The sequence below is a fragment of the Mesorhizobium sp. Primo-A genome, from assembly GCF_003997175.1.
Lineage (GTDB): Bacteria > Pseudomonadota > Alphaproteobacteria > Rhizobiales > Rhizobiaceae > Mesorhizobium > Mesorhizobium ciceri.
On record NZ_RZTG01000032.1, the window covers coordinates 1 to 18339 of the forward strand.

At 58.3% G+C, this 18339-nt stretch carries 15 protein-coding genes and 1 pseudogene; 6 read left to right on the plus strand and 10 right to left on the minus strand.

Annotated features, from left to right (window positions below):
• Positions 1-343: pseudogene (locus tag EOC83_RS31695) on the minus strand (phosphomannomutase/phosphoglucomutase); the annotation flags it as partial.
• Positions 344-739: 396 nt separating this feature from the next.
• Here EOC83_RS31695 and EOC83_RS31700 point away from each other — a divergent pair.
• On the plus strand, positions 740-1033 hold the full coding sequence (locus EOC83_RS31700; protein ID WP_127218776.1) for a hypothetical protein: 294 nt from the start codon (positions 740-742) through the stop codon (positions 1031-1033).
• A gap of 358 nt (positions 1034-1391) precedes the next feature.
• Here the strand turns inward: EOC83_RS31700 and EOC83_RS31705 are convergent, their stop codons facing one another.
• Complete coding sequence (locus EOC83_RS31705) at positions 1392-3029, minus strand: hypothetical protein (RefSeq protein WP_244507007.1); 1638 nt, start codon at positions 3027-3029, stop codon at positions 1392-1394.
• Between the two features lie 683 nt (positions 3030-3712).
• On the opposite strand from EOC83_RS31705, the gene EOC83_RS31710 reads away from it, so the two are divergent.
• Positions 3713-4411 (plus strand): response regulator transcription factor, encoded by a 699-nt coding sequence (locus tag EOC83_RS31710; RefSeq protein WP_244507031.1) that lies wholly within the window; start codon positions 3713-3715, stop codon positions 4409-4411.
• A gap of 332 nt (positions 4412-4743) precedes the next feature.
• Here the strand turns inward: EOC83_RS31710 and EOC83_RS31715 are convergent, their stop codons facing one another.
• From EOC83_RS31715 to EOC83_RS31725, 3 genes are read right to left on the minus strand one after another with little or no spacing between them, the layout of a single operon-like run.
• Positions 4744-5397 (minus strand): PIG-L deacetylase family protein, encoded by a 654-nt coding sequence (locus tag EOC83_RS31715; RefSeq protein WP_063170844.1) that lies wholly within the window; start codon positions 5395-5397, stop codon positions 4744-4746.
• The gene (locus EOC83_RS31720) at positions 5394-6209 is read right to left on the minus strand and encodes a sugar phosphate nucleotidyltransferase (RefSeq protein WP_063170845.1); all 816 of its coding nucleotides are present in this window, start codon (positions 6207-6209) and stop codon (positions 5394-5396) included. Before EOC83_RS31720 ends, EOC83_RS31715 begins: the two co-directional genes overlap by 4 nt.
• A complete protein-coding gene (locus EOC83_RS31725; protein WP_063170846.1) occupies positions 6206-7501 on the minus strand; it encodes a class I SAM-dependent methyltransferase in 1296 nt (431 codons plus the stop codon). The genes EOC83_RS31720 and EOC83_RS31725 overlap by 4 nt, the downstream gene beginning before the upstream one ends.
• Before the next feature lie 323 nt (positions 7502-7824).
• Between EOC83_RS31725 and rfbC the strand changes: the two genes are divergently transcribed.
• Positions 7825-8376: a dTDP-4-dehydrorhamnose 3,5-epimerase gene (gene rfbC, locus EOC83_RS31730; RefSeq protein ID WP_024505404.1), complete on the plus strand. Its 552-nt coding sequence runs from the start codon at positions 7825-7827 to the stop codon at positions 8374-8376.
• Here rfbC and EOC83_RS31735 read toward each other — a convergent pair.
• From EOC83_RS31735 to EOC83_RS31745, 3 genes are all read right to left on the minus strand, one after another.
• A complete protein-coding gene (locus EOC83_RS31735; protein WP_063170900.1) occupies positions 8371-9681 on the minus strand; it encodes a DUF4910 domain-containing protein in 1311 nt (436 codons plus the stop codon). The genes rfbC and EOC83_RS31735 overlap by 6 nt on opposite strands.
• Positions 9682-9695: 14 nt before the next feature.
• Positions 9696-10757 (minus strand): NAD(P)-dependent oxidoreductase, encoded by a 1062-nt coding sequence (locus EOC83_RS31740; protein ID WP_063170847.1) that lies wholly within the window; start codon positions 10755-10757, stop codon positions 9696-9698.
• Positions 10758-11001: 244 nt separating this feature from the next.
• Entirely contained in the window at positions 11002-12435 is a 1434-nt protein-coding gene (locus EOC83_RS31745) for a DUF4214 domain-containing protein (protein ID WP_024505407.1), read from the minus strand.
• A gap of 365 nt (positions 12436-12800) precedes the next feature.
• On the opposite strand from EOC83_RS31745, the gene EOC83_RS31750 reads away from it, so the two are divergent.
• From EOC83_RS31750 to EOC83_RS31760, 3 genes are read left to right on the plus strand one after another with little or no spacing between them, the layout of a single operon-like run.
• Positions 12801-13904, plus strand: a complete 1104-nt coding sequence (locus EOC83_RS31750; RefSeq protein WP_024505408.1) for a hypothetical protein — start codon at positions 12801-12803, stop codon at positions 13902-13904.
• Complete coding sequence (locus EOC83_RS31755; protein ID WP_024505409.1) at positions 13901-15394, plus strand: lipopolysaccharide biosynthesis protein; 1494 nt, start codon at positions 13901-13903, stop codon at positions 15392-15394. The genes EOC83_RS31750 and EOC83_RS31755 overlap by 4 nt, the downstream gene beginning before the upstream one ends.
• A gap of 56 nt (positions 15395-15450) precedes the next feature.
• Positions 15451-16701 carry a glycosyltransferase family 4 protein gene (locus EOC83_RS31760; RefSeq protein WP_063170848.1) on the plus strand — a complete coding sequence of 417 codons (1251 nt, stop codon included), beginning with the start codon at positions 15451-15453 and terminating at the stop codon, positions 16699-16701.
• Positions 16702-16749: 48 nt separating this feature from the next.
• On the opposite strand, the gene EOC83_RS31765 is transcribed toward EOC83_RS31760, so the two are convergent.
• Complete coding sequence (locus EOC83_RS31765) at positions 16750-17760, minus strand: glycosyltransferase family A protein (protein ID WP_024505411.1); 1011 nt, start codon at positions 17758-17760, stop codon at positions 16750-16752.
• 221 nt (positions 17761-17981) lie between these two features.
• On the minus strand, positions 17982-18339 hold a 358-nt coding region (locus tag EOC83_RS31770), incomplete at its 5' end, for a hypothetical protein (RefSeq protein WP_206516565.1).

Genomic DNA, 18339 nt, shown 5'->3' on the forward strand with positions numbered 1-18339 from the left:
CCAGTGCGAACTGGGCGAAATAGGCCATCGGCGACAACGCCAGTCCGATGTCCCTCACCCGAGCGCCTGCAGCCATCAAACCGGACACCAGCGCCAGCTTGATGCCAAGCGAATAGGAGCGGAAATCATGCCCGGTGACGATATCGGGACCGGCACCGACACGGCGGATCAGCGTGCCAAGCCCCATTCCGAGCGCCTGGACGCCGATCAGGTTAAGTTCGGGCGCGACCTGGCCAAACCACCAGCGCGCATCATATTCCCTAAACCCGGACGCCTTTATCAGCGCCGAGGTTTCAAACTCGAACGTGTTGGGCCGGGCTTCGTCAACGAAATTCAGCGACAAGACAGGACACTCCGAACGACACAAATGCGGTTGTCGAGGCGGTAGCTTACCGGAACCGTTCTTCCGGCCTATCTATCAGTTTGGTTGATCCCTTTCACGACATGGAAAGCCGGCGAGCATCGTTGTCGGGCTATTTCCGCGGTGCCCTGCAAGCCCTGATGCCCGCAAAGATCCGATAATACCGCTGAATGTCGTGATGCCGCGATCTGATCGACGACCGTGCCGCGTTCCAACGTAGGCTGGATTGCGACTCCCAGGACCACCCATAAGGAGCGTTTCCTGGCGTTAATAAACCTTGTAATATTTTGTGATCGCCGCCATTCGAGTTCTCCACAGTCGCGTCCCATTGACCATCTGCGGTTGCTAGAATCCCCCAGGGGAATGCCTTAAGCAGCCGTGAGCAAGAAGCAAGTCTTCTGCTCTGACGAACGCACAGCTTTAAGCACGGGCGCAAAAATGCCGCTGTTTTTTTTCGATATCCGGGACGGCAAATCCCATTCTCCCGATACAGAGGGCACCCACTACGTTGGTGCGCTCGAGGCCCGGGTAGACGCGGTTAAAATGCTGGTCGCCATGGCACAGGACGAAGTTCAGGGCGGGTTACAAAGCAACCTTTCGGTGACTGTTTCTGACGAAAGTCGTCGGCCCGTTATGGAAGCAAATATCGATTGCAGCATAAAAGTCTTTTGACAAATTCCCGATAGCCCTGGACCTAGTTGGCTCCGTCGGGATGCAGCAAGCTTTGTGCAGCTGTCCTGGCCGCACTTGACTTACGGCAGCGGCTTCTGATCACTTTTATACCCCGAGACCACGTAAGCGGAGAAGGCCGCACGATGCTGCTGCACCTCCTCGATACAGCCACGCAAGCTTCGAATGCACATTGCCGGCAGCCCTTCTACTCGTTCGCAAGCGACCGCCGCGGTACTGTCGCACGCTCGATCGCGACGACCGTCCCTTATTCGACTTCGCTGCCGATATTGCACAGGACGGGGGCCTGGCACATCGCCAGGAACCTTTGCCACCGCGAAGCCAATTCGGCGGAACTGGATTACAGGACGTTGACGGTGGCGTGGCCCGGCGCCGGAACGCTTCGTTCCAAGGCGGCTACGCCGCGCCGAGCACGGGCTCTCGTGGCGCAAACAACTGCAAGTGCGATGAAGAAGAGGATGCCTGGATCAGCGCTGCCACCCGACACCGACATTGCAATTATGCTTGCAAGGGCAGCATTCCTGACGCTCGTCACGATTGCATCTGTCTCTGCATCCACCCGTTCCCGAACCGCGCCCAGGCCTCTGGTCACGACATAGAGCAGGGCCACTATCATCAGCGATCCAAACAGACCCAACTGCGACAGGACAGCGATCGGCCAACTCGATGCCCTTGAACTGCCGAAACCAACGCCCAGTCCGCTCGTATCGAGAAACGACTGCAGGCTCTTTACATTCCAATAAGTGCGCTCATGGCCTGACCCGGAATCCGCTTTGTTAATGATGGTGCTGTTGATCAGTCTGACGAACGGGTCCAACGCCTCGGCTTTGTAAAGACTAATGCCCAGTACGGCGGTCCCGCCCACCACCATGAGAGCTATTATCAGTATCTCTTCGCGCGCAACTTTTCCCCTGATGACCGACTGTAGCATGGACAACGCAACGGGGATGCATAGCAGTGTCAGCCCGACGTAAGCCGTCGATGAAGTCGACAGAATGGACAAGAAGAGCAGGATTCCGGCCAGCCATTTCGCAAGCGGTGATTTGGTCTTTCTCCAGTAGCTGTAGCAGAATGCCAGGCAGGCGAGAGAAACGCTGGCGAACGAAGAGGCCTCCGAAAAAGGCCCGGTGATCCGCACAAAGCCTGCCTCGACCGCGTTCGATATAATCGCGTAGTTGGCGGTTCTGATCGGGGCCAGAAAGTCTCCCGCCCCCGCGGTCTTGCCAATGAAATCGATCAGCCCCATTCCCGCGTGCAGGCCGCACCACAAAAAGAAGCCGCGCCTGATTTGATCGATCCGGTTGGAGTGCAGCAGCAGGGCGCAAAGTGCTATCGCGGCGAGGCCACCAAGAATAAAGTAGCCCGTCTGCGAAATGTTGGCTGAAACGGGCGCCAATGAATCTTCTACGACTGTTCCACGGTTCTTGGACTGCACGAATACGGTCGTCTGTCCCGCAAAGAACCTCGGAAACAGCCATGATCCGATGATTGCGTAAAGCATAAGGCTTGTAAGGACCCAGATCGACCCGATGCTTCCGAACACGAATCCAAGATCAAACCAGATACGCCGTCTCGCGGCGACGGCCGTGACGAGCAGGCCCGCGAATAAGGTGTAGATCAAGGGGGATGAGCCACCCAGAAAGCTCAGGGTCATCACGGCCGTCGCACCGAAAGCCTGGGAAGCGATCAAGCCAATGATCAGCATTCCCCTTGAATAGTACGCAACAAGCAAAATAGCCGCGCATACTAGCAGTCCCGGCAAAGACACCTGCATGCCGATCGAGTTCCCGGTGAGCGGATACAGCAAGCTGTCCGATGGCCAATCTTTCGGCAGGTGAGTATCCCCCGCAAGAGAGTCAAAGGGGGTAGCCTTCACCCGCGAAGGGAGGTAGCGGACGCGCTCGTCTCCATCGCCCTTGCCCTTGATGGTGAAGGCAGTGGCCGGCGCAAAATGCGATCCTGGGCTGAATGGCCGCATCTATGTCGGCACTAAGAAATGCGCGTGACGGACCGAAGGCTGGCAACGGGCGGGTTGTCTAGAATCCACCATAAGGAGGAGAGGCGATATGACACCCACGATGTATATCGCATGTTCGGACCCAAGCAGGGTCAGGCAATTCAAGGAAATCTACGAGTGCGCCACTGTGAAAGCCAAGTACCCTGACAGCCATATTGCCAGCAAAGCTGTCGAAAGACTGATCGACGCGCTGGAAGCCGAGATCCAGAATGCCGGATCCGTTCTGGATATGTGTTTGCTGACGGAGGATGGTCCTCAGGTGGCCACCTCAGCCCGAGCCTTCGCAACGCGTATCTGTGTCGGCACAAGCGCGGCGCGGCCGCCCTGGCTTCGCGTTTCCCGGTAGGCGTCGGGATTTCGTGGCTCAAAAATTTACCGAAAATTAACTTATGTTAGCGCCCGCTTGTGAATAGCCCATAAGCTACTCACGCTGTTCTGGCTGGGAATGAGGAACAGCGGGTGCACCAGGTTGGACAATTCCAGCCAGGCTCTCAGAACGGGTGGGCATTACTATACTTTCTGAAGAAACTGGCGAGTGAGGGGCTAATTGCCGCCTCAGGGCGAATTTTGTTGGGAAAAGGGTGGGTTAGAGTATGAGTTCCACAGTAGAACTGCATAAATACACTTCGGTAGAGCCGGCAGGAATTCCGTCCGGCGGAAAAGCAACGGTCCATGAACAAGTAGGCAGAGAATGCCTCCTCATCTTGGACGGAAGGGCGCTAGATCGCGAATGTCTGGCATCGGCCTTGGAAGACCACGAACTCGGCATGGCCGTCGAGGCCAAGGGTTCGATAGACGAATGGCGCGTGAAAGAGGGGATGATCCTTGCAGCCATTCTTTTCAACCTGGGCGGCCGGAAAGTCACCGACCATGGCATAGCGGATCAGATCAGGCGCATTTCGTCCGAGTTCAGGTCGGTGCCTGTGGTGATCTTGGCCGACACAGAAGACCTTGCACAGATACTGGCGGCTCTCGAATGTGGCGCACGTGGCTACATTCCGACCTCTGTCGGGATCGACGTCTGTGTCGAGGCGATCAATCTTGCGGTGGCAGGAGGCATTTTCGTTCCTGCAAGTAGTGTCCTGTCCATGCGGCACCTGATAGATTCAGGCAGCCTTGAAACACCTTTGACAGGCATGTTCACGCTCAGACAGGCTGAGGTCGCCCAGGCGCTCCGACGCGGCAAGGCGAACAAGATCATCGCCTATGAGCTGAACCTGAGAGAAAGCACCGTGAAGGTGCACATCCGCAACATCATGAAAAAGCTTAAGGCGACCAACCGGACGGAAGTCGCTTACAAGGTCAACGATCTCTTCGCCGAAGGATCTCTGGCTGTGGAGTGACGAAGCAAATGAGACGCTAACTTTGGTTAAATCGTGCGGGCCGTTTTGCTCTCGCGTAGCGTCTGATCTGGGGGATGATTGCTGCACAATTGAGGGACCTCCGTCCCGCTGGACACCCGTGGTGGACGCCCCGCATATAGCCAGCTCCCATATGTCCTGTTCCTAAAGACTAACCATTGCGAGGCGTCCAAAGCACTCCTGCCTCACTGTCCAGCAACCAGCCGGAAGTGACACTTCGTCAATGGCGAGGACCAGGTTACTGCTCTCTCGTGGAACTGGTCGTGCCGTCCTGGGGGACCAATCCTTGCGACAGCGACCCCGGAGGGCTATCGCTACAATATTTTGACCTTCCTAAGCGTGAAGGCCTCCGCAAAGTGCTCGGGTGCCCGGCATTCCATTCCACGCAACCGCGCAAGCCCGGCGAATGTCTCCCGATCGAACCAGTCCTTTGAGCGCTGTGTCCCGAAGTGCTCGTGAAGGAGTTGGATCTTGCGTTCCAGCACGTGGGCTGCAATCGGCACATACGCATTGGGTTGGCAAAGATCGCCGTCCCATTTCGGAATCTCGTATTCGAGCACAAGGTGATCGCGGAAAACGTTCCAGGTCAGTTGGTTGACCTCCCTATGGTCCTGATGGGCGTCGAACCTGGCATGGGTTAATATCACGTCGGGATGAACCCTTGATCTTACGTCCATCAGCCAATGCTTTATCGATCGGCTGTGAACTGGGAAATAGCCGTCTTCAAAATCCGCAACGTCGATCGTGGACGAATGGGATCCTTCGAGGAAGGCTTCGGCCGAAGCCCTGGCTTCGGCCGACCGCTGGCCGCCGGCGCTTAAGACGCACCAGTGGACGTGAAGTTTGACCTCCGACGCGATCAGACTGAGGATTGTGCCTCCCGCGCCGATCTCAATGTCGTCGGAATGGGCCCCGACGCACAGAATCGAGAGTTCCTCGCCGCCACGCGCGAGACCAAGCCCCTTCATGATGCGGCCAACCCCATACTACGCCTATTCTTCTCGGCGGTGGCTATCATACTCCAGGGCATGTCGCCCTTTTCGACCATGTCTTCGAGTGATTGCCAATCGCGCAGCGTGTCCATTGAACGCCAGAAACCCTCGTGCTTGTACGCCATCAGCATGTTGTCATCGATCAGACGCTTGAACGGCTCGACAACGAGTTCCTCGCCGTCGCGCATGTAGTTGAAAATTTCCGGACGGAATATAAAGTAGCCGCCATTGATCCAGATCTCCGATGTCTCGGCCGCACGAAACTCGCGCACGCGGCCATCTTCCGCGATGTCGGCCAAATGGTAAGTCAGCGGCGCGTGCACTGCCAGAAAGCAGCCGATCTTGCCGCTGGCCTCGAATTTTCTGATCATGTCGTCCAAGTCGACATCGGTCAGGCCGTCGGAATAGTTGGCCAGGAACATCTTCTCGTTCCTGACGTGATCCTGCGCAGCCCACAGGCGCTCTCCAATGCTGCGCCAAATACCGGTATCGAGCAGAGTGATGCTCCAGTCCTTGATTGTGTCGCCGAGGAGCTTGACGTCCTGGCCTCCTCGCGTAACCACGCAATCGGAAAACGTTTGCGGCCGGGTGTTCAAGAAAAAGTCTTTGATCACGTTGGCCTTGTAGCCCAGACACAACACGAACTCGTCATGCCCATAGTCACTGTACCATTGCATGACATGGCGCAGGATCGGCTGGTGGCCGAGCGGTATCATCGGCTTTGGGATGCTTTCGGAATAGTCGCGAATGCGGGTCCCGCGACCGCCACAGAAAAGAATGACTTTCATTTCTCGTACTCCGACGGATCGATTACGGTCACGAAAGGAATCGGCACTACGAATTTCGCGTTCCAAGCGGCGACATGGCGCATCTGCTGAATGATCTCGTCCTTCAGATTCCACGGAAGGATGAGGATGTAGTCTGGCTTAGCCTCGTCGATTTCGTCGACGGGCTTGATCGGGATGTGCATTCCAGGTGTATAACGCCCGTGCTTGTACGGGTTGCGGTCCACTGTGAAATCCAGGAAGTCGGTGCCGATGGCGCAGTAGTTCAGCAGCGTGTTTCCCTTGCCAGGCGCGCCGTAACCGCAAATCGTCTTGCCCTCTTCCTTGGCCGAAATCAGGAATGCCAAGAGATCACGCTTCGCGCGCTGCGCCTTGTAGCCGAAAGAGGCGTAGGTCGACATCTCTCCAAGCCCATGCCTGGTTTCGCGCTCGAGCAATTGGGCGATGCTGTCCTTCCTCGGCCAGGCACTGCCTTCGTGGCAGAGATAGACCCGCAGCGACCCACCGTGGGTGGGAAGTTCCTCGACATCGATCAGCCGCAGCCCGTGACGGGCCGCCATCAGGTCGACCGTCAACAGTGAGAAATACGAAAAATGCTCGTGGTAGATGGTGTCGAACTGGTTCTCCGCCATCAGCCGCTCGATGTGTGGGAATTCGAGAGTGACCATGCCCTCCGGTTTGAGCAGGATCGCCACCCCGGCGACGAAGTCGTTGAGGTCTGGCACCTGCGCCAGGACGTTGTTGCCAATGATGAGGTCCGCGCGAAGTCCTTCGCCCACCATTTGATTTGCCAGCCGGACGCCGAAGAAGTCGACCCAGGTGGCCACCCCCTTCTCGATCGCGGCGCGCGCGACATTGGCTGCCGGCTCGACGCCCAACACAGGAACGCCGAGTGGCAGAAAATGCTGCAGCAAGTAACCGTCATTACTTGCGAGTTCCACCGCAAGGCTGTCAGGGCCAAGCCCAAGGCGTCGTGTGATCGTCTCGCAATAAAGTTTCGAATGAGCCACCCAGCTGGTCGAGAACGAAGAGAAGTAGGCGTATTCGCTGAAGATGGTCTCTGGGCTCATATACTCCTTGAGCTGCACCAGATAGCACGTGTCGCAGACAAGCACGTTGAGCGGGTAGTAAGGTTCCATCTGGTCGAGCTGGTCGGGCTGCAGGAACCTCTCGCACGGCGGCGACATGCCAAGATCGACCAGGGTGTGGCGCAGGCGCGACCCGCAGAGCCTGCAGCCGACATTCCGGCTTGCCGCACTATGATCGCGGACGATTTCGACTGCCTGAATGTTCATTCCCCCTGCTCCTGTCTGCTGGTTAGAAAACGGAGACGCGGTGCGCTACGCAGAACCGATGCCTGCCGCGCCTCCGCAGGCAGATGGCCACAGGTTAGGATACAGCCCCCCCTGGTTCGATTTGCCAATCCGTCGGGTGCCTTAATCCTAATAGCGAGCGGGCGGCGGCAATGCCGGCGCGAGGCCCGCCGAACGGGTAAAGCCGTCATCCGGATATACCGCTATCGAAGAGGCCACCTAAGGCTTAGGTAGCCCTTCCAGCGTCGGCTGGCGACGCTGACAATTGCCGCGCCGGTCTTGCTCGGCACGGGGGATCCAAGTGCATGCTGTTTACCGAAACGGAGCTTCAAGGTGTCTGGCTGATCGAGCCTACACTGATGGTTGACGACCGTGGTTTTTTCACCCGTCTTTTCTGCGAAAAGGAGATGGCGGATTGCGGTCTGGCGACCCGATTTGTCCAGCACAGCCGGTCCTGTTCGGTCCAAAAGGGAACTCTCAGGGGGCTACACTACCAAGAGGAGCCTTACGCCGAGGTCAAGCTGGTCTCCTGTGTCCGCGGCGCTATTTTTGATGTCGTCGTGGACCTGCGCCCGAATTCACCGACACGCTACAAGTGGCTTGGCTTCGAGCTGACATCCGAGAACATGAAGCAGGTCTATATCCCCGCCGGATTCGCGCACGGCCTGCAGACCCTTACGGACGGCACCGAGGTCTCTTATCTCATATCGCAGTTCTATGCGCCCCACGCGTCGACGGGCGTCCTCTACAATGACCCGGCCTTTTCGATCCGCTGGCCATTGATGCCGACAGCAATGTCGGAAAGGGACAAGTCCTGGCCCCTTGTCAGACGGCGAACCGGCGCCTCGGCCTCATGAGGCTGCTGCCAAAAGACCATGTCCCAATAACAGTCTGGCGGCGGCGGCGAGTTCCTTGAACGGCAGGTTCGAACGCTCCGCCATGCTCAGAAGCGAATGCTGCCCGTCGGCAAGGTTTAGCACCCAAAGCAGCGACATCGACGTTGCGCCCGACGACTTCTGCCCTCCCAGGGCTGCATAGAGGCCGCGCTTGCCGAGTTGCGGTTCGCCTTTAGGCAAGAGGTTCAACGGCGTCCAGTCCTCTTCGATGATGTCGATTACGTCCGTCAGGATGCGGAAGGAATCCTCGAGATGCTCCGGCCTGATGAAGTCAAGATTGTCGGCCGACGTGTGGTATTCGGGGAATGTGCCGTGGACGCTCCGCTGGAACATGCCGACCGGAAGATCGAAGCCCGGCGAGCAATATTGCCTCTCGTCATAACCGTAAGGGGAGAAATCCAGCATCTTTGCCCCAGCTAGACGCCCGAGCACGTGTGCCATGGCGCGATCGACGAGCGCGTCACCGCGGCGGCTGCGCTTGTATGCCGGGCTTCCTGCGTCACCAACGCATGACAGCACCAGACCATGGTCGATGAGACATGTCCGGTCCTCGTTGCGCGACAGCCACGCGAGCGCGCCGATGGTGCCCGGGGCGAACAGGAAGCGATAGCTGTATCGTGTTTCCCTTGCCTTCAGGCTTCTTGCGAGCGCTGCCAGCAGGGCCAGGCCCGAACAGTTGTCGTTGGCGAGTGAGGGATGGCAAATGTGCGCCGAAAGCAGGAATTCCCGTTCTGTTTGCCCGCGGTGCAGGTATTCTCCGTAGGCGAGGCTGCCGTCTTTGAATTCGGCATCGATCTCCACCCGATAGAGACCGTCGGGCATGTTGGCCACACGGTCATGGGCTGCGCAGAAGCCCCATGTCGGGGTGTAATAGGAAGTGCGGTAGGGAATCACCTTCGGTTGTTCCGGCAGCGTATGGATATGCGGCCTCAATTCTTCGAGCGGCAGTATCCCCTTGAAGGGTACGCTGTAGTTGACGATGTGCAGGTTGGAGTCAGCGAAATCCACGACCGTTTGTCCGTCCGGGCCTGTGATGCTTGCCGAGCGGATGTTCCATTCCTTGGGAATGGTCCAATCGAAAACCTGTGTCCCGGTCGGCACTTCATGCCGTTCCAAATCGATGTGCCCCGACAAGACGTCCAGCGTTTGTCGCACACCATCTCCGGTGATGCTCCTGCAGATCGGAAACAGACGTTCGGCCAAGGCATAGATTTCCTGGCCGAGGCTGACGGACGCTGGCGGCGAGCCGAGTCCGCCGGGATTCACCTGTTCCACACCGCTTATCCCGCCGCTACCTCCAGTCTTTTCGAGGCTTCGGCGACCCGCATCCGACCGTCCAGAAGTCCGTTGGCCAAAAGATACCGGATGTGGCCGATACGCTGGAAGCGCGGCCCCTCGAATTCGTCGAGAGTGACATTCGACTTTCGGTAGGCATGATAGAGCTGCTCGGCCCCTTTGCGCGCATCCCATTGCGGCTTGAAGGCAGGAAGGGCAAGCGCGATCTTGTCGAAGTTAACGCGATAGGAGCGCTTGTCGGGTCCGGCATCGGACGCGAACTCAAGCCGGCAGCCCGGCACGACCTCGGCGACAATCTCGGCGATGTCGCGGATCCTGTAGTTGTGGCCCGTCTGCCCCACATTGAAGGCCTCGTTGTGAATGGTCTCGCGGGGCGCTTCCAGCCCGGCAATGAACGCCCTGGAAATGTCCTCGATATGGACGATCGGCCGCCACGGCGTTCCATCGGATTTCAGCAGGATGACGCCCTTGGTGACCGCCCAGGCCACGAGATTGTTCAGCACGATGTCGAAGCGGAGCCGGGGAGAGAGGCCATAGGCCGTGGCGGGACGGAAATAGGTGGGAGAGAAGCTGCTGTCGGCCAGTTCAGAAATGTCCCGTTCGGAAAGCACCTTGGACCAGCCGTAGGGCGTGACCGGCTTCAGTTCGCCCGTTTCGTCCACCATCCCGTCGCCGGCCTGTCCGTAATTGCTGCATGATGAGGCGAACAGGAAGCGCGACACGCCGGCGTCCTTGGCCGCCTTCGCGAAGCGGACGCTGCCCTTGTGGTTGATTTCGTAAGTGATGTCCGGATCAAGGTCGGACAGCGGATCATTGGAAAGAGCCGCCAGGTGGATGACGGCATCGACCCCTTCGAGGTCGCGCGCATCTACGTCCCTGACGTCTTTTTGGATTGAAGCAATTGAAGCCCGCTGGCCCCCTGCTGTAAAGGTGCAGCGCCGGTAGAGATCGCTGTCATAGCCCGTCACTGAGTGCCCTGCACGCAACAGCATCGGCACCATCACCGAGCCGATATAGCCTTGATGGCCGGTTACCATGACTTTCATCGCGCACCTCTCAAGCCGATAGTGATCGCCAGAAGGCTACTTGGGCTGAAAACAGTGAGGGAGAACGCCAATAGGCGATCAGGATGCCCTGTTGGACGAAGCCTTTGCCGCCAGTGCACCTTTCGGGTGGTCCGAGCCTAATCCTTTCGGAGGATTTTCTTCTGATCACCGTCGCTGATGCTTCCATCGGCCTCGTCATCAGCATTCCCGATCCGAGACTCAATTAGCGCTTGTTGGTTCGATTTCACCCAGGCCCCGCGACCGCGGATGTTTCGCGCATCGCGGCGTGTCCGGTGTTGAACTCCGCCGACGTGGCGATTCCGAAGGCCACGGCCTCACGCGTCATTGAGCCTTGACGCAGTTGATAGGTATAGGTTTCAAGCCCGTTGCCGTCCGCGGACCGGTTCAGAAGCAACAGATATAGAAACCCGACATAGGCGCGGTCTGTCAGGCCGATCGTGGCATATCTGGTTTCGAATTCGTGCGAGCGCATCATTTCCATGATCATGTCGGGGAGTTTGGTCGCTCCGTCTTCAAGTGCCGCCGACCACTGATTGACGCTGGCCGTGTCGCCCTTGCGGCCAAGAATGAGGCAGTAGACGAAACTTGCCTGCCGCGCCGGTAGGGACTGGTCCGCAGCCGCGGCCTCGGGGTCGCAGTCCCGATGGGGCTTGGGTATCGGCAGGGGGCCGCGGGTGAAGTCCCGTACCGTTTTGTAGGCAGGCTTAGGCTCGCCGGTCCGCCATTTGCCATCTGAGAGAGCCACGAGCCTCACCAATCCCATATTGGCTTCGAAGCCGGGGGCCCAGTAGGCCTCATCGAGCAGTTCGTAGATGTGCGCGGCCTCCACCTTATATTTGTCCTTGAGTTCGCTAAGCCGCGTCATCGTCTGCTTGATGCCGTCAGCCTGCTGGCGCTCGCTGCGCTGACTTCCATAAGGATTGTTGAATTCGGTGACCCAGATCGGCTTGCCGTATCTCGAGATTTCACGGAACGCCCATTCCGGGTCATCGCCGTACATGTGCCACACAGAAATATCCCAGGCGATCCCGTCCTGCTTCATCCGCACGAACGCTCCGGTGTGGCCCCAACCGGCGGTGCCCATCGCCTTCCTTATGCTCGGATCGACCTCTGTCATGCCGTCGGACAGGCCCTTCAAGACAGCGCTCACCTTTACCCATCGCGGGCCGTAGTAATCGAGCGGTCCTGTTCCGCCCGCAGGTCCCCATGCACATGGATATTGCGAACCATCGTCGCGTTTCTCACAGGGCTTGATGATGGCATAGTTTTCCATCTCGTTGCCGAGTTCCCAAACACGGATGTCGTTCTTGAACCTGGTAGCAAGGGTGACCGCCAGTTTCCGGGTGCTCGCGTAGAGCTCTTCCGGACTATCCTTGTCCAGATCGGCGACCGCAGGCGTGATGACGGGCAGGATCTCGATCCCTCTCGCCTTCCCGGCGTCGACGAGGTTGGAGAGCATATCCGCGTTGTCCACGCCTGAAACGTTGACGCGGTACGATTTCAGGCCGAGATCCTTGATGAAGTCGAGTTGCCTTTCCACCGGAATGCCCGGATAGGAGACTATTGGATGGCCATTGATGCCCCAGAGGAAATCGGCTGATGCAGGCGCGGCTGTTGCCAGCAGGCAGGCTGCAACGATTGCGAGACGAAACGACACGGCAACAAGCCTCCCTGCCCGATTTCGAGATCCGGGATAGTGGGGACTGCACACACTTCGCGCAATTTGCCCATACGGTTGAGCGCGGGCTCTCGTTACCCCTTTTGACGGTGGTCATGGGACAGCCTATTTGGACTGGCCTCCACCCGACCGCACCTAACCCTTACCAGCCCGCCCAAATGCCTTTGAGACCGTTCGGGTCCGAGAGAAGGATCGTAGTGATGTGACAGCGATGGCTCCACTCCGTCAAAAGTGGAAGGTAGCTACCGCTAATTCGGGGACGGCTGTCGGATTCCAGGGATGCTATGGTACGGCACTAGGCAAATGACATTGGTTGCGGAGCGCGCTGTGGACGGGAGTGCTGCATGTCACTGAGGGTCGGCGACTGGGTAGAGATTCGGTCCAAGGAAGAAATCCTTCTTACGCTCGACAGAAATGGTCGACTTGAGGAGCTTCCTTTCATGCCACAGATGTTTCAATATTGTGGTCACCGCTTTCGTGTTTACAAGCGCGCGCACAAGACATGTGACACGATCAATTTTGCTGGCGGACGCAAGTTATCCGGAGGCATCCATCTTGAAAACCTGAGGTGCGACGGCAACGCGTTTGGAGGTTGTCAGGCAGCGTGCCTGGTCTTCTGGAAAGAGGCATGGCTCAGGCCTGTGGCGTCCTCGGACGAAGCAATCGCGCCGCGAACCAACGCGGCGAATGGAAAAGGTTGCACGGAAAGCGACGTGCTGGCTGGTACGCGCGCCAAGAGCCAGCCACTTTCAGGTGGTCCGAGATACTCATGCCAAGCCACAGAACTTCTGGATGCGACCACCCCACTTTCTTGGTGGGATGCCCGGCAGTATGTGGAAGATTATGCATCGGGAAACGCCAGCAAAAAGCGTCTCCTGGTCGGATTCATCTATGCAGCAGTATTCAGTATCTATCACTACATGGGCCGTCTGCATCTCGGGAGGCTCTCCGTGATTGTCAGCTGGCTGTATGACAAGGTGCAGCACATTTACGGTGGCGTTTCATTCCCACGATATCGGGGATCGATACCTGCCGGCCAGCCGGTTCCAACCATCAAGCTTGATCTCCAACCGGGGGAGCTGATCAGGGTTAAGTCCTATGAAGAAATCCTCAAGACCCTAGACACGGATAATAAGAACCGTGGCCTGTATTTCGACGCTGAGATGGTCCCCTATTGCGACCATACTTTCAGGGTCCGGTCGCGAGTAACAGCGTTTGTCAATGAAAAGACCGGACTTCTCAACCGGCTCAGGGGACCGGCGGTCATCCTGGAGAAAGTCTGGTGCAATTCGAGGTATAGCGATTGCCGGATGCAGTGCCCAAGAGCCGTCTATCCCTGGTGGCGAGAAATTTGGCTGGAACGGGTGCCTGGCGAGGCAATCGCTCACATGGGGCATGCTACGGCAGCTCAAACGGAAACAAGCGCGTATGCAGCCAGTGATACATGACCCACAAGGCCCTCAGTGCCAAAGGCGAACCCCGCAACCTTAAAAGGGAAGCCATTCAAAGTGGCGTCGCCAGGATGGTGAGCCAGGGGGTGAACCTGATTCTCAGGGTGGGCTATATTGCCATCCTGGCACGCCTGCTCAGCCCTGACGATTTCGGCCTGGTCGCGATGGTGGTGGCACTCACAGGCATTTTCGACGTCTTCACCACCGCCGGGCTTTCCTCCGCTACCATCCAAAAGCATGAGATTTCGTTTGACCAGGTTTCGGCACTGTTCTGGATCAACATACTGGTAGGGGTCTTTCTCGCGCTGCTCTGCGCCGCGAGTGCCTACACGATATCAGCCTTCTACCATGAGCCGCGTCTACTCAGGATCGCCATCGCGGTCGCTCCAGCTTTCCTGCTTAACGCGGCCGGCGTGCAACATGCCGCTCTGATCGAGCGCGACTTGCGTTATGTCACACTCAGCGCGATCGAAACGGGTGCCCTGTGCGTGGGCATCCTGTCCGGTGTGCTGCTCGCGTTGCGTGGCTACGGCTACTGGGCACTGATCGCCCCGACACTTATCTCGCCGGCAATCAACAGCCTGGGCTGCTGGATCGCCACCGGGTGGATTCCTGGATGGCCTCGACGCGGCGCCAATATTCGCTCGCTCTTGCATTTCGGTGGAATCGTCACGCTGAACAACCTCGTTGTCTATATTGGCTACAATGTGGAGAAAGTCCTTCTCGGGCGGCTCTGGGGCGCTGCGTCGCTCGGATTGTATACCCGGGCCTTCCAGCTGATTGGCATCCCTACGGCGACCATCAACAGCGCCGTCGGTGCGGTACTGTTCTCGGCGTTGTCACGAATGCAGCATGATCCCGCGCGGTTGCGGAACTTCTACCTCAAGGGATATTCGATCGTCATCGCGGTGACGGTTCCCATCACAATGTTCTCGTTCCTGTTCGCACATGAGATCATCACCGTGGTGCTGGGCTCGCAATGGACGGGGGCGGCGACCATCTTCCGGCTGCTCACGCCTACCATCTTGGTGTTCGGGATCATCAACCCTACATATTGGCTGCTCATCTCGACCGGCAAGCAGAAGCGCAGCCTGTATCTGGCTTTCGCCATCGCCCCTCTCGTCATCACTTCCTACTGCGCAGGAATCTCCTTCGGCCCCGAGGGCGTTGCACTGAGCTACTCGACGGCGCTGGTGCTCTGGCTCTATCCACACCTGGTGTGGAGCCTGCACGGAACGCCGGTTTCAGTCGGGGATCTGTTGCGGACGATCATGAGGCCATGGATGGCCGGCATCGTGGCCTCGGTGGGTGCGCTGGCAGTGCAGCGCTATCTCGGCCCGGAGGTTCCTTCGCTTCTGCGGCTCGCGGCTGGCGGGCTGGTTCTGATCAGTATCTATGCATTCGTCTTGCTGTTCGTCTTGGGGCAGCTCAAGCTGTTTCAGGATGTGCTGCTGGGCTTTCGAGGCGAGGCGCGGGCCGGCGCTTGACGCAGCCCGCGACTTCGACCGGCGAAGGCCCGAGAGAGAAGCTTTTTGGAGGGCAAATGGCCAGTATAGCAATCGTCCATAGCTATCCGTACGACGCGTTCTTCGGCGGAGACGGCGCCTATATCCAGGCGTTCGGGCGATATCTCCTGAAGTCCGGCCACGAGGTACACGGGTATGTATCCAACATAGCGCGCGGCCGAAGGAGTCCAGTCTGTAGGAGCGTATATGAAATAGAGCAGTTTTCTTCGTGGCAGGTTCGTCGAAGTATCAGATTGGGCCAGAGAACATTTCTATCCACGGAGTTGCTTCGGTCCGGGCATCTGGCCGGATCGTTCCTTGGACGGAAGACCGCACCTGTTTCCCCAACGACGGACCAGAACTTTTCCGAGGGAGAGACTCAGTGGGTGCTTGACCGTATCGAAGCTGGACGGCCGGACGCCGTCATACTGTTCCACGATGCCGTGCATTTCGCCCCTGGCCTCTCCCGCAACGGTAACAGGGTTTTCTCACTTGTTGGCCATCTTCAGCACCGCAACGGGGCAGCGCGCTGGGAGGCCGGCGCAACCCCCGGCCCGGACAAGAATTGGACCGAGGAAAAGAGATTGTCAAACTCGCTGAAGGCGGCAGAGTGTGTCGGTTTCAACAGCAAGGATGACGCCTCCTACGCCCGCAACCATCTCGGGGTGACACGCGTGATCTCTCTTGGCATGGGCTTCGACAATCACGAAAAGCAACCCGACAGCAATGAGCCCATCGTTCTCTTCGTCGGGAATGCCACAGAGCCAAATCGTGCCGCACTGTCGTGGTTCCTGAAGGAGGTCTGGCCAACTGTTCGAACCTCATGCCCCACGGCAAGGGTTCGCATCGTCGGAACCGCCGCCTTCACATGTGAGGTTACGCCGGCGGCCGGCCTGGAGTGTGTGGGAGCGCTCCCGGACCTCGCTCCCGAATATAGGCGCGCCCAGCTTGTCGTGGCCCCGCTCGTTTCCGGCAGCGCCGGCGTCAAGATAAAGGTGGCCGAGGCCATGTCTTACGGCCGCCCCCTCGTGACGACCTCGATAGGTGTGGACGCAGGTGACCCCCACCAACTTGATGAGGGAGCGATCGTGGCCAATGGTGGTGCAGACTTTGCACAGGCGGTCATCGCGCTGTTAAGCAATGCGGAACTTCGGCGTCAGAAATCCGAGGGTACCGCGCATGTATTCGCCAGCCTCTTTTCCTGCGATGTGTGCTATGGCCCGTTCCTGTCTTGGCTCCGCAAGGCAGGCCAGGTGGCTGATAGCAGCTTGTCATCACAAATGGTGTAGGGAGGCGGGCGCCTCTCTAAAGTGGCACTCGACAGGATTTGATCAGCACTATGCTGTATCCGCATGCTCCACTTGGCGGGTGGACGAGCCCGACCGACCGGAAACCACTGCCAAGGCCCGTCTGACGGCGCCCTTCGTTCGATAAAGATGGCCCAGCGGCGGAAACAGCCTCAATATCGGAGACAGCGAAAAGCTATATCTAAGCAATTCGACGCCACAAGCGGTCCTTCCTCGGACAATATGAGAGACTGCCGACCAATAAGCGGCATCGGCAACCCGGCGCATTGCCATGCGACGAAGCCCCGATGCCGCCGGCATGGCAGCGCCTTCGCACGAGAAGAAGCTGGCGAATACCGCCTCTCGTTCTTTCAATTGCGTTAATTTGTCCGAAAAGTGGACCACCGTTATTTGTGCTGCATGCACGCGTCGGATACCGAGCGCGCCCTCGAATTCCACGATTGAACCCAACCGCGCGAGGCGAAGCACCATCTCCAAATCGGGCGCGTGCGCGAGTGACGCACGGTAGTGACCCACCGCCTTTTGCGCAGTCATCCTGACCAGCACCGCTCCCAAGGCCAGGGACACTCCCAGATGGCCCAGATGACGACAACAGTCTTCAATGAACCGGGCACCCGCCGTTACGCGCCATCCATCTGGTTGACTTGGTTCGGCAAAATCCTTCCCCTCGATCATGCTGAGATCAGACCCTATGGCGAAAGCAGCCCCAGGATTGCTTTCGAGGACATCAACGGCGCGTTGGAGCGAGCCGTCTGTCAGGAGATCGTCGGCGCACAAAAGGATGAAGTAGTCTCCTCGCGCAAGCTCGACGCCTTCGTTGAAGGACGCAATTGGCCCTACATTCCTGGCGTGGCACACGACTTCAACCCGGCTGTCTTGGGCGGCAAGTCGGCGTGCCACTTCCACGCTGTCGTCTGTTGACGCGTTATCGATAACAACAATCCGGAGATCGTCGATGCCTTGCGAAAGCACACTGCGTATACATTGCGCGAGGAACCGATCAGCGTTGTAGCAGGGTATGACTACATTGATGCTGGGCATCAGCACAGGCTCCCCTTACCTGATTGGTCGCCTCGGTTATCGGAGCGACCTGATGTGGGCCAGCACAGGCACCACGCCACGATCGAGGACAAAGACTTGGTTTCCGGGCCCATCCTCCAACAAATCGGCTGGAAGGTCATGCCGTCTAAAAGGCTAGGGGATGACAATCGACCAAAGGCGTAGGGGGAGGTGCAACCTCATCGCCAGCCTCTCCGTCTCATTCAGCTGTCTGTGAAGCGGCCGGAGAGATATCGGGTCAGCGGCACTTCAGCAAAAAGATAAACCAGCACCGAAACGCAGGTGACGGCCATGGGCGTCACGAACAACAGCACCGAGGCGAGCCGCGCCGAATCTCCGCTTTCGGCAACGAGCTTCTCGGATACGATAGCCACGAACCAGTGGGTCAAGTAGATCGCATAAGTGCATTTGGCGAGAAAGTTCAAGAGCTTGGAGTCGCTGAAGACACCGAGCTGCTCCAGAGCGACAACCCCCAGCAACAGGACCGACATCGGCATGCCGAGCGCGAGGAGACGGGGCAGCGCCGGCCAACAGAAAGGACGCAAGACTGCTGCTAAGGCT

What these genes read in the sequence shown, in the direction of transcription:
- EOC83_RS31765 (WP_024505411.1), bottom strand. Translation starts at nt 17,760, where the DNA reads ATGCCCAGCATCAATGTAGTCATACCCTGCTACAACGCTGATCGGTTC.
- EOC83_RS31755 (WP_024505409.1), top strand. Translation starts at nt 13,901, where the DNA reads ATGACCCACAAGGCCCTCAGTGCCAAAGGCGAACCCCGCAACCTTAAA.
- rfbC (WP_024505404.1), top strand. Translation starts at nt 7,825, where the DNA reads ATGCTGTTTACCGAAACGGAGCTTCAAGGTGTCTGGCTGATCGAGCCT.
- EOC83_RS31720 (WP_063170845.1), bottom strand. Translation starts at nt 6,209, where the DNA reads ATGAAAGTCATTCTTTTCTGTGGCGGTCGCGGGACCCGCATTCGCGAC.
- EOC83_RS31715 (WP_063170844.1), bottom strand. Translation starts at nt 5,397, where the DNA reads ATGAAGGGGCTTGGTCTCGCGCGTGGCGGCGAGGAACTCTCGATTCTG.
- EOC83_RS31750 (WP_024505408.1), top strand. Translation starts at nt 12,801, where the DNA reads ATGTCACTGAGGGTCGGCGACTGGGTAGAGATTCGGTCCAAGGAAGAA.
- EOC83_RS31740 (WP_063170847.1), bottom strand. Translation starts at nt 10,757, where the DNA reads ATGAAAGTCATGGTAACCGGCCATCAAGGCTATATCGGCTCGGTGATG.
- EOC83_RS31725 (WP_063170846.1), bottom strand. Translation starts at nt 7,501, where the DNA reads ATGAACATTCAGGCAGTCGAAATCGTCCGCGATCATAGTGCGGCAAGC.
- EOC83_RS31705 (WP_244507007.1), bottom strand. Translation starts at nt 3,029, where the DNA reads ATGCGGCCATTCAGCCCAGGATCGCATTTTGCGCCGGCCACTGCCTTC.
- EOC83_RS31760 (WP_063170848.1), top strand. Translation starts at nt 15,451, where the DNA reads ATGGCCAGTATAGCAATCGTCCATAGCTATCCGTACGACGCGTTCTTC.